The organism is Pedobacter sp. 05T44 (assembly GCF_056395985.1).
In genome coordinates this window covers 123155-135205 of the sequence record NZ_JBFTKO010000010.1, presented here as the reverse complement: position 1 = coordinate 135205, position 12051 = coordinate 123155, and the positions used below count along the sequence as shown (strand labels likewise).

Sequence of the window (12051 nt, the reverse complement as noted above, 5' to 3'; positions counted from 1 at the left end):
TTCTAATAAATGTTGATAAATAGTTTTAGCAAAACTTTAAGGGCTTATTTATTGATTTTAAGGGGTTATTGTTTATTGTAACAAAATCATTATTTTGCAATCCTTTTAAACAAACACGAAATTATATACATTTAATTTTTTTTTAACCAAAAAACACAACATGAAGCTTAATTATTTAAGGTTTGGAACAACCGCTTTTCTCTGGTTGTTAGGAACTGCACTTGTGTCTGGTCAGCAACTAGCGGATCAGTCAGAAATTGATCTGAAAGATCTTTCTTCATTTAAGACTCCGGGAAAGACCTGGACGCTTGCTGGTGGTGTTACCGCCAATTTAAATGAAGTAAACGTATTAAACGTTGCAAAAGGTACTGGGATTCTGGTAAACATACCTACCAAGAAAGACCACGGATCAGACCTTTTAACTATTGGTGAACATGGCGACATTGTTCTTGAACTGGATTATTTGCTTGCAAAAGGAGCAAATTCAGGGATTTATCTTCAGGGAGTTTATGAAATTCAATTAGAAGATTCATGGGGTATCCTAAAACCAACATCATCTAACAACGGTGGAATTTACCAACGTTGGGACGATTCGAAACCAGAAGGTCAGCAAGGATATCAGGGATATGCACCACGCCAAAATGTAAGTAAAGCACCTGGCTTGTGGCAACATATTAAAATTGCATTCCAGGCTCCTCGTTTTGATGCATCTGGAAACAAAACAGCTAATGCAAGAATTTTAAGAATTGAGTTGAATGGAGTACTTATACACGATAATATAGAATTATTTGGTGCAACAAGAGGCGCAAATGATAAAGAAAAAGCTTTAGGCGCTTTGCGTTTGCAAGGAGATCATGGTGCTGTAGCTTTTAAAAACATCAAAACTTCAAAATTGCCTACAGAAACGCAAAATGGGAGACAAAGAGGTGACGATACAGACCCTATCTATATAGATGTGGCTACTACACCAAATATTCGCAGTTTTGTTGATGTTCCTAATGGTGGTCCTAAAGTAGTTCATGCTATTTCTGTAGGTAGCCCGACTCAGGTTCACTTTAGCTACGACTTAGACAACGGTGCGTTGTTTCAGGCTTGGCACGGTGAGTTTGTTGATGCAACACCTATGTGGCATGACAGAGGTAACGGTACATCAAGACCTCGTGGAAGTGTAACTGCCTTCACTAAAAAACCGGTTCCTACTTTAGCTAAACTTACCGATGCTCAGGGAGCATGGTTGGCCGATACTACGGGTACAGGATTTAAAACCAAAGGTTATACATTAGATGCTCAGGAACGTCCTACATTTAACTATAACATCTATGGTACTAAAGTTACTGACGCCATCAAAGCAATTGAAAAAGGCCAGGGATTAAGCAGAGAGATCGTTCTTGAAACACCGGTTGATAACATTTATGCATTAATAGCAGATGCATCAAGTGTTGAGGAAGTTTCTAAAGGACTTTACCTTGTAGACGGACAGTCTTTTTATTTAAAATTTGACGATACCAAAGACAAACCTGTTATCAGGGATGTAGACGGCAGAAAACAACTTGTTGTTCTGGTTCGTGGTAAGTTAAATTATTCTATTTTATTCTAAAAAGGGGTTATATAATGAAATACACTTTTAAGACGCTGGCAATGCTGGCTTTAAGCTTTAGTTTTGCAACGGTGTTTGCCCAGGAAACACCAAAAGAAGAAGATTTCTTCAAAATAAATAAGGTAAAAGTACCCGAAGGACCAATTTTAGAGGTTGGTGGATTGGTTACTTTGCCAAACGGAGATCTTGGTATCTCAACCAGAAGAGGAGAGGTTTACATCGTAGAAAATCCTACAAGCAAAAACCCTTACTTCCGCAGGTTTGCATCTGGTTTACACGAAATATTAGGTCTTGCTTATAAAGATGGTGCACTTTATTGCGCGCAAAGAGGTGAGTTAACCAAATTGATCGATAAAGATCAGGATGGTAAGGCTGATGTTTATGAAACTGTTTATGCATGGCCATTAAGCGGTCACTACCATGAGTACAGCTTCGGACCAAAAATTGCTAAAGACGGTACTTTCTTTGTTACCGGTAACGTAGCTTTTGGTGATGAAATGTGGTACCGTGGCGAAAGCCGTGTACCTATGCGCGGTTGGACAATGAACATTACTGAAGATGGAAAAATGCAACCATGGGCAACTGGTCAGCGTTCTCCTGCAGGTCCAAACGTAATAGACGGACAACTTTACTATACAGATAACCAAGGTGACTGGTTCGGTTCTGGTGCAATCTGGAAAGTAGAAAAAGGTGATTTCTTAGGTCACCCGGCCGGATTAAGATGGACTGGAAGAGCTGATTCTCCAGTTAAGCTTACTGAAGAATACTTCAGATCTAAAATCGACGAAAGAAGAGATAAAGATGCACAAGGAAGAGCTATCAAACCTGAAAACAGAGTGAACGAAAACTTCAAAATGTTATGGGAAATGAAAAAAGACTTCCCTGAATTAAGATTACCATCTGTATGGTTGCCTTATGGTATCCTTGGTATCTCTACTTCAGAGCCTGTTAAAATTCCTCAGGGAGCTTTTGGTCCTTTCGAAGGTCAGATTTTAGTAGGTGATCAGGGTATGAGTATCATTTCAAGAGTATTCTTCGAAACGGTAAACGGTGTAGAGCAAGGTGCTTCATTTATGTTCAGAAGTGGTTTCCGTTCAGGAGTATTAAGAATGGCATGGGGTACTGATAATTCATTATTTGTTGGAGAAACTAACCGTGGTTGGGGATCTGCAGGTGATGCAAACGAAGGTCTTGAGCGTTTAGTTTACAACGAAAAAATGCCTTTCGAAATGAAAGCTGTTAGAGCAATGCCTGATGGTTTTGAAATCGAATTTACTAAACCAGTTGATTTAAAATCTGCAGAAGATATCGCTTCTTACGATGTACAAAGCTATTTATATAAATACCATCCGGTTTATGGCTCACCTCCAATTAATAACGAAAAGTTAAAAATTAAAGGTGTTAAAGTATCTGCTGACGGTTTAAAAGCAAGACTTATTGTTGATAATCTTCGTCAGTATTATATCCATACCATTACTGTCGAAGGTGTTCGTTCACAAGAGAACTCTTATCATTTAATTCACCCGATTGCTTACTATACTTTAAATAGCATTCCAAACGGAGAGAAATTATCTATGAATGGTGTAAGTACCAGAAACTCTGCAAACGACCCTGTGGCTAATGCTGTTCCTGGAAAAGCAACTGGTAAAAAACCAGTGGCTGGTGCTAAAACAACTGCTGCACAGAAAGCAGTAGAAGGTGGTGCAAAAACTACTTCGGCTCCAACTTATGCTCAGGTTAAAGGTTTATTAACAAGCTATACTTGTACTGCTTGCCATAATCCTACAAAAAAACAAATCGGACCTGCATTTGCTGACGTTGCAAAACGTAAGTACACTGCAGAAAAGATTCTTTCATTGATCCACAATCCTCAGCCTCAAAACTGGCCGGGTTATGCAACAGAAATGCCACCAATGCCTCAGGTTACTAAAGAGGACGGTATTAAGATAGCAAACTGGATCAACTCTTTGAACAAATAAATGTCTGGAGTTCTATTGTCCAATTAATTTAATCGGCATTTCCCTTGAATATCTGTGGGGAATGCCGATTAATTTTATATTTTAGTCCCTCATTTCAAAAAACCAATATAAACAATGAATAAACTAGACTACCGCGATTATATTGTATTCTTTATATACTTTATAATCGTATCAGCTTATGGATTTTGGATCTACTATAAGAAGAAAACCAAAACCGCCGATTCAAAAGATTATTTTCTTGCAGAAGGCTCTTTAACTTGGTGGGCAATTGGTGCTTCTCTTATAGCCTCAAATATATCTGCTGAACAGATGATAGGTATGAGCGGATCAGGATTTAAGCTCGGCCTTGCAATTTCTGCTTATGAGTGGATGGCAGCAGCAACGCTAATTATTGTAGCTGTATTCTTTATGCCGGTTTATCTTAAGAACAAGATATTTACCATGCCACAGTTTTTAAGTCAGCGCTACAATGAAAAGGTAGCAATGATCATGGCAGTATTCTGGTTAATGCTTTACATTGTGGTAAACTTAATGTCTATCCTTTATCTGGGGGCTCTGGCCATTAGCGGTATATCCGATCTTCCAATTACTTTCTGTATCCTTGGGTTAGCCGTATTTGCTATTATCATCACTTTAGGTGGTATGAAAGTTATTGGTTATACAGATGTTATCCAAGTGTTTTTCTTAGTGCTTGGTGGTTTAGTTGCTTCTTATATTGCATTGAACATCATTTCTGGTCAGCAGGGTATTGTAAAAGGTTTCGCCATTTTAACTGACGGTGCATCAGAGCATTTCCACCTGATTTTTAAGAAGGACAATCCTAACTATATGGATCTTCCTGGTTTAAGTGTTTTAATAGGAGGTATGTGGATTGCTAACTTAAGTTATTGGGGATGTAACCAATACATCACTCAAAGGGCACTGGGCGCTTCTTTACCGGTTGCAAGGGCAGGTCTTTTATTCGCGGCATTCTTAAAAATGCTGATGCCTGTAATTGTAGTTATACCTGGTATCGCTGTTTATTATATTATTAAAGAAAAGATCCCGGCAATTAGTCCTGATAGTTTATTGACTTCATCGGGTGTTCAGGATCCGAATAAGGCATATCCTGCGTTGTTAGGTTTGTTGCCTGTTGGTTTAAAAGGACTTTCATTTGCTGCATTAACCGCTGCTATTGTTGCTTCTTTAGCTGGTAAAGCAAATAGTATTGCTACCATTTTTACATTAGATATTTACAAGAAAGCCTTTAATCCTGGTGCAGGTGAAGGAAGATTGGTAAACGTTGGTAAAATTACTGTAATCGTTTCTATGTTACTTGCTGTAGTATTGTCGCTAATAGTAGGAGATGCATTAATGGGCGAAGGAAAACAAGGATTCCAGTACATTCAGGAATACACAGGTTTTGTATCACCGGGTATTTTTGCCATGTTTATCTTAGGTTTCTTCTGGAAAAAAACAACTTCAAATGCAGCATTATTTGCTACTGTGGGTGGTTTTATTACCTCAGTAATCTTAAAATTCTTACCAGGATGGGTAGATTTAGCTCCTTTACATGATTACGGATGGTCTGTAGCTAACTCAGCTGGCGTATTTGAAATGCCGTTTATGGATAGAATGCTGATTGTATTTGCAGTCTGTGTAATCGGAATGTATTTCATCAGTATCTATGAAAACAAAAAAGGTGTTGTTACAAATGGATTAGAAGTTGATGCGAAAATGTTTAAGGTGTCTACATCTTTTGCAGTTGGCGCATTAATTATTGTAGCAATGTTAGTTGCATTGTATACTGCTTTCTGGTAGTAGTTAAGAACACTTACATAAAAAAGGCGCCTTGAATTATCAAGGCGCCTTTTTTATTGCTTTTGTCATTTCCGTCATCTCGACGATAGGAGAGATCTCTCCTGTCGTCGAGATGACGAGGCGTGTGCTAGTATTTAAACACTTTACCACCAACCATTACTTCCTGTGTTGCTTCATCAAACGTAGCCTTTTGGCCAGTTCTTGCTGATGCATTTGTCATAATGTTTGCAATAGAGTGATAGTAACCAGCTTCAACAGGAGCATTTGTTTCTTTTCTGCTGCGTACACATTCCATCCAATTGCGCATGTGAGCTGAAGTCAGTTTATCACCACCAGTATTAGCAGAAGCTGCTACCTTTTCGGCAATCTCAGTAAGCTTAAGTTCAGGCAGCAAATTAGCTTTCATATTCATTTCAGCAGCTGCTTTTGCAGTAAGTCCACCTCTAGGAGATACAGTATTGGTATTCAGGTTCATTTCTCCTCCATTCGAATAATAGATCTCAGCAGGGTTTTCATCGCCGTTGTGCATTCTTGAAGTAAATACCACCTGGAATCCATTATCAGGATCATTTGGCTTACCATAATCAAATACAGCAGTAGTAGTGTCCCAGTTTCTGCGACCATCTTTCCACTGATAAATACCACCATTAGCCACAACGCTTCTTGGGTGTTTCAAATCAGTAAACCAGTGCACCGTATCAATCTGGTGCGACATCCATTGACCAGGCATTCCAGACGAGAAAGGCCAGAACAAACGATACTCTAAATATTTACGTGGATCCCATTCCTCAAACGGACGGTTTAATAAGAAACGTTTCCAATCTGTATCTTCCTGTTTTAGTTTAGCTACAAGGTCAGGTCTGCGCCAGCGTCCGGGCTGGTTTACATTCCAGCTTAGCTCTACCATTGTAATATCACCAAACTTACCATCTTTTATAAACTGAGAAGCTGCTTTGTAGTTCGCGCCACTTCTGCGTTGCGAGCCAATCTGCAATATCTGTTTCGATGCTTTTACAGCTTTTAACGTTGCTCTTGCATCTTCCATAGTTTCAGCAAAAGGCTTTTCGCAATACACATCACACTTGGCGTTTACGGCTTCAATTGCATGAGACGCATGAGCAAAATCTGGTGAACTGATAATAACTGCGTCAATATCTTTTAAACTATACAACTCATCGTTATTGCGGCATGCAGTTATATTGTGCCCAAATTTTTCCTTTAAATGATCAACACCTAAACCGCGACGGTAATTCCACAAATCAGATACAGCAACCATATCAAAATTCAATTCTTTGTGGTGATTTAGGAAACTAGGCAACAGGGAACTTTTGAAGCGGTCAGAAAAGCCAACCACACCAACTCTTACTCGGTCATTTGCACCAATAATATTTCCATAACTTTTTGCACTTAAACCCATAGTACCTAAATAGGTTCCAGCAGCTGCGATGGCAGATTGCTTAATAAATTTTCTTCTTGAATCTAACATGATCTATGATTAAAGTTGTTTAATTTTTATACTTCTATACGAAACGTTATCGCCGTGGTCCTGAAGCAAAATATGCCCTTTAGGAGCCATGCCAAAGTTTTTCCAGTCTTTATACTTACTACCAGCAACTAAAGCAAGAAATTCCGGAGTTCCTCTGGTAAATTCTACAACCTTAAAGCCATTTAACCAGTATTCAATTCTGTTATCAGGGAATACTCTGATCAAACCTCTGTTCCACTCTCCAATTTTTCTTTGCGCATTAGGGATTTTTTTACTTGTAATAAGGTCATATAATGAACCGAGCGTACGGTTGCCGTTTTTACCTAGCTTAGCATCCGGATGTCTTTCATCATCAAGGATTTGATACTCCATGCCAATTGCTGAGCCCGTGTTTTTCTCAGACAGCGTTACAAAATATTTAACACCACTATTTGCACCTTCAGTAAGTTTAAAATCGAACTTCAACTGAAATGCACCATATTCTTTAACAGTAACAATATCACCACCATTAGTAGATTCTGCACCATTAGATTTTACAACGCTAAGCACACCATCTTTAATTTCCCATCCTTTTTCAGGAAATTTGGTTTTGTATGCACCAACCCAGCCGTTAGTAGTTTTTCCGTCCCATAATAAAGAAAAACCTTCTGCTTTTTCCTGCTTAGATAAATCATTAGGAACCATGTTTACTACATAAATGTCGTCTATTTTAGATGGCTTAAGGTTTTCCGTCTGTATGCGTACGTTACGCCAGCGGATCTGTTTGCCGGGAGTGTCATTTTTTCCAATTGCGTGTACCTGCAAAGCGATGAAGCCAGATGGGGTCATTGCATCTACAACATTTGCAGTGGGAACACCATTAACCCAGGTTCTTATAGAGTTACCGATACACTCGATATGGTATTTATTCCATTGATCCTTTTTAAAAGCAGCCTGACCTTTAGGATTAATATCTAAAGGATATAACCATCCGCGACGCGCTTCATCGTATAATCCACCGCTCCATTTTCTGTCAGACGGATCTACTTCCACCTGATAGCCATGCACCCTGCCATTATTATAATCAGCTTTACTTTCACTTCTGATCTGTATACCCGAATTCATAGAATTATCAACCAATAACTCTACTTCAAGTATAAAATCACCATAATTTTTTTCTGTCGTTAAAAAAGAGTTAGGAGTGTTTGAAACCGTAGTTCCAACAATCTCCCCATTTACGACTTCGTATTTTGCCTGGCCGTTTAATTGTTTCCATCCCTGTAAATCTTTTCCATTAAAAAGATTTTGCCATTTCCCTGTTTGCGCCTGTAATGTAAACGGAGTGGTTCCAAACATCAGGGCAGCAACAATCAGTAACTTTGTTTTTTTCATTAGTGTGTATTATTTGTTTTAATCTATGTTTAAGAGTTATTTTCCAAAATTGGCAGCCTGCTTGTTCAATGTATCAGCAGAAACTTCTGTACCTGAACCTACAAGGATTCTGTAACGAAAAGTAACAGATGCGCCAGGTTTTAGGGTTAGATTTAAAGATTCTTTTCCTTCGCTGAATATGGCCTGTCCAAGTGGATTAGCAGCAAACAAACCGTAATCACGTGCATGCCAGTAAGTAGGATAGCCGGGGTTTTTAGGGTGATCTATGATTGCTACAGAAAGCGATTTGCCTTCTTTAACTCCGTATAAAACACACCAGTTACCTCTGGTGCCCCAGGCATCATTACCTTTTTTACCGGCACTGGTTAAATAGGTGCCATTTGCGCCGTTACCTGATGCTGAAACTTTTGTTGTATTTCCTTGACTATCAGTAAATTCTTCTACTTTATTTGAAGGGAATTCCAGCTCTTTGGTAACACGGATACCTAGCATACCATCTTTAATATCTTTAAATTTCACAGTGTCTTTTTGAGCAGTAAGTGTGGTTATTCTGTCAATAATTCTGGCATTGTCAGTTCCCGAGAAAACAAATGTAGTTTGCTCTTTTAACAGTATATCTTTGGCCTGATTTTCCCAGTTCGCGGTATAGCTTAACTTACCACTGGCTTTGCCGTTTTCAACCTTGTCTACCTTCACATTCCTGATCCATCCATATTTTACTTTCTTTTCTGCAGGTATAGCAAAAGAGTTGTTCCAGAAGTCTAGCCCATTTACACTTTCATAGTTAAGCCACAAGCCAACGTGGTGCGGATGATCTACGCGTTCGCCCTCGCGTTTATTTAAAGGAAAGCCCCTGGTTACAATAGCACCATCGGCAGCGAGTATCGGATAGAGTATGGGCTTTTCCATATTCTCAGGATAGATAAAACTGGTAAAGGGTTTACCATCTATCAGCACATCGACTTTGCGCTCCTGATCATTTCTTACAAGAGAAACATTTTTATTTTGCGCATTAGCATTTAAGCTAAAGTAACAACAGGCAATAATCAAGTATTTTTTCATTCAGATTGTCCAGATTTTAAACATATTTGGTTAACTAATATACCGCTCTTGGAATTGAAATTCCCCAGAAAAATGCATTTTGATATTGAAATATTACGAAAACGATTGCGAAGAATGCCTCCAGATTTCAGCAATTAGCCTTATAATTGTATATAGAAAAAGCCACCCAAAATGAACCGTAAACATTTTCTTTCCTTTGTTGTCACAGCCGGAGTATCTGCTTCAACGTCAAAGGTATGGAGTAATACTGAGGCGGTAAATAAAGTGATAACCTCAGAGTTGGCTAAATCAAAAATACCACCGTACCTTAAGCCGGGCGATACCATAGCAATAACAAGTCCGGCCAGCTACATCTCTTTATTAGACATCCAGCCATCCGTACAATTGATGCAAGGCTGGGGCTTTAAGGTCGAAACCGGGAAAACGATAGGAGCAAAAGACTTTTCACTTGGAGGTACCGATCAGGAAAGAGCAGCAGATTTGCAGCGGATGTTAGATGATCCTAATATCAAAGCAATTATGTGTGCCAGAGGGGGCTACGGACTGGTACGGATAATTGATAAGCTGGATTTTACAAAGTTCAAAGCCAATCCAAAATGGATAATAGGCTTTAGCGATATCACGGTTCTTCATACACATATTCATAGCAATTATGGTATTGCAACCATACATTCTAAAATGTGCAACAGCTTTCCAAACGATTGGCTGCTGGCAAAACCCATTCAAATAGAAACAATTCTCTCGATAAGACAGGTACTAACCGGCGAGGATGTTAAATACACTGCGCCACCGGTAAGTTATAACCGGCCGGGTAAAATAGAAGGTGTTTTAGTAGGGGGCAACCTTAGCCTCATTGAAACCCTTGCGGGAAGCAATTCCGATCTTAAAACTGATGATGCCATCTTATTTGTGGAGGACACCCATGAAGAACTGTACAGTATCGACAGAATGTTTTGGAACCTAAAACGCAGCGGAAAACTAGATAAGCTTAAAGGATTAATTATAGGAGGCTTTAGCTTAAAAGAAGAAACTCCGGGCGAAGAATTTGGCAGGACAGTTTACGAGATCGTAACAGAGAAAATAAAGGAATATGATTACCCTGTATGTTTTGATTTCCCTGTGGGTCATCAAATCAATAACTTTGCACTCAAATGCGGTGCAAAGCATATCCTTAATGTAGATGAAAATGGCAGTTCCCTTGTATCCATCTAATCCTGCTTCCATAAAACTCTCTGAGCTTACCGGTCAAATCCAGCAGGCAATAGATGGGGTATTCGGACAAAGAACCTTTTGGGTAATTGCCGATGTTACCAATTATACCTACAAGCCACAAAGCAATTACCATTATTTTGAACTGGTAGAGAAAGAAAAATCATCTAACAGGATTCTCGCTAAAATTGCCGGAAGGGCCTGGGGAAACGCCTCTGTAAACATTGCCAACTTTGAACAGGCAACCGGACAGAAGTTTAAAAACGATATTAATGTTTTGGTACAGGTTACCGTTCAATATAACCCCGCTTTTGGCCTGCAGCTAAATCTGATAGATATAGATACCAACTTTACCCTCGGCCTATTTGAACAGCAACGAAAAGATACGCTAGAAAGGCTGGTCAGGGAAAATCCCGAATTCATTCAAAAAAGGGGAGAGCAGTACTTTACTAAAAACAGTGGCCTGCAATTAAATAAAGTATTACAACATATTGCCGTTATTTCCTCAGATACATCTGCGGGTTATATGGATTTTAAGCATACGCTTGAAAATAACTCATTTGGGTACAATTTTATAATTGATAACTATTTTACCCTAGTGCAGGGTGATGTAAATGCCAAACAGATTCTTAACAAGATCATAGAAGTATATCAATCTGCCAAAGCATATGACGCAGTGGTTATCATTAGAGGCGGTGGTTCGCAAACCGATTTTCTCATATTTGATAATTACGACCTGAGCAGGGCAATCGCTAAATTTCCCATTCCGGTAATTACAGGAATAGGGCACCAGAAGAATGAAACCATTGCCGATCTTATGGCACATACTTCAACCAAAACACCAACCAAAGCAGCTGAGTTAATAATTGCGCATAACAGGGCATTTGAGGAATCGGTATTGAGCATTCAGAAAATGATGCTGATTAAAACATATCAAATGATCAATCATCATAAAGACAGGCTTAATCATCTGAATCAGATTACCATAAACACCACAAGAAACCTGTTGCATGAGCATCACAGAAGTATTTTAAATTTATCAGGCCTGATACTCACCAACCCTAAAATAATCATCTCAAACAGGCGTAAGGACCTCAGTAACCTAAACAGCAACCTGCAATCATACAGCAGAATGTATTTTGCTAATAAAAGAGGTTATATAGGCCACTTTCAGTCGCTGGTAAAATTGATGAGTCCGCAAAGTATCCTCAATAAAGGCTTTGCGATTATAAAAATAGACGGGAAGATTGTAAGCAATGCAGATGGGGTAGAAGCCGGTCAGGAGTTAACAGTCAGATTGGCTACAACAGAAATAAAGACAACAGTAAAATCTAAATCCAGATACAATGGGAACGAATTTAACATATGAGGCTGCCTATAAGGAGCTAACTGAGATTGCACAGGAAATAGAGAATGAATCTGTTTCAGTAGATGTACTTGCTGATAAGGTTAAGCGTGCATCGGAACTGATTGAGTTTTGCCAAACCAAACTAAGGGCAACAGAAATAGAAGTAAACAAGATCATTAAACAAATGGAGAACCAATAA

The 12051-nt window shown here is 39.0% G+C and carries 9 protein-coding genes; 6 read left to right on the top strand and 3 right to left on the bottom strand.

The window, feature by feature from the left end; all coding sequences use genetic code 11:
* Nucleotides 1-160 precede the first annotated feature (160 nt).
* The 3 genes from AC1DDK_RS16400 (at nucleotide 161) to AC1DDK_RS16390 (ending at nucleotide 5376) form a co-directional block, all read left to right on the top strand.
* Nucleotides 161-1597 (top strand): 3-keto-disaccharide hydrolase, encoded by a 1437-nt coding sequence (locus tag AC1DDK_RS16400; protein WP_288879372.1) that lies wholly within the window; start codon nucleotides 161-163, stop codon nucleotides 1595-1597.
* Nucleotides 1598-1611: 14 nt separating this feature from the next.
* Entirely contained in the window at nucleotides 1612-3576 is a 1965-nt protein-coding gene (locus AC1DDK_RS16395) for a c-type cytochrome (protein WP_172663005.1), read from the top strand.
* A 114-nt stretch (nucleotides 3577-3690) separates the two neighbouring features.
* Nucleotides 3691-5376 (top strand): sodium/sugar symporter, encoded by a 1686-nt coding sequence (locus tag AC1DDK_RS16390; RefSeq protein ID WP_172663004.1) that lies wholly within the window; start codon nucleotides 3691-3693, stop codon nucleotides 5374-5376.
* Between the two features lie 127 nt (nucleotides 5377-5503).
* On the opposite strand, the gene AC1DDK_RS16385 is transcribed toward AC1DDK_RS16390, so the two are convergent.
* The 3 genes from AC1DDK_RS16385 to AC1DDK_RS16375 are packed head-to-tail and all read right to left on the bottom strand — an operon-like array spanning nucleotide 5504 to nucleotide 9295.
* Complete coding sequence (locus tag AC1DDK_RS16385) at nucleotides 5504-6862, bottom strand: Gfo/Idh/MocA family protein (protein WP_172663003.1); 1359 nt, start codon at nucleotides 6860-6862, stop codon at nucleotides 5504-5506.
* A 9-nt stretch (nucleotides 6863-6871) separates the two neighbouring features.
* A complete protein-coding gene (locus AC1DDK_RS16380; protein WP_288879371.1) occupies nucleotides 6872-8233 on the bottom strand; it encodes a 3-keto-disaccharide hydrolase in 1362 nt (453 codons plus the stop codon).
* Between the two features lie 36 nt (nucleotides 8234-8269).
* Nucleotides 8270-9295, bottom strand: a complete 1026-nt coding sequence (locus tag AC1DDK_RS16375; RefSeq protein ID WP_448103947.1) for a DUF6807 domain-containing protein — start codon at nucleotides 9293-9295, stop codon at nucleotides 8270-8272.
* A gap of 171 nt (nucleotides 9296-9466) precedes the next feature.
* On the opposite strand from AC1DDK_RS16375, the gene AC1DDK_RS16370 reads away from it, so the two are divergent.
* Genes AC1DDK_RS16370 through xseB form a run of 3 tightly spaced genes read left to right on the top strand, consistent with a single transcriptional unit; the run spans nucleotide 9467 to nucleotide 12051 of the window.
* Nucleotides 9467-10507, top strand: coding sequence for a S66 peptidase family protein (locus tag AC1DDK_RS16370; protein ID WP_288879369.1), 1041 nt, complete (start codon nucleotides 9467-9469; stop codon nucleotides 10505-10507).
* Nucleotides 10482-11873 (top strand): exodeoxyribonuclease VII large subunit, encoded by a 1392-nt coding sequence (gene xseA, locus AC1DDK_RS16365; protein ID WP_288879368.1) that lies wholly within the window; start codon nucleotides 10482-10484, stop codon nucleotides 11871-11873. Before AC1DDK_RS16370 ends, xseA begins: the two co-directional genes overlap by 26 nt.
* Entirely contained in the window at nucleotides 11851-12051 is a 201-nt protein-coding gene (gene xseB / locus AC1DDK_RS16360; RefSeq protein WP_288879367.1) for an exodeoxyribonuclease VII small subunit, read from the top strand. Before xseA ends, xseB begins: the two co-directional genes overlap by 23 nt.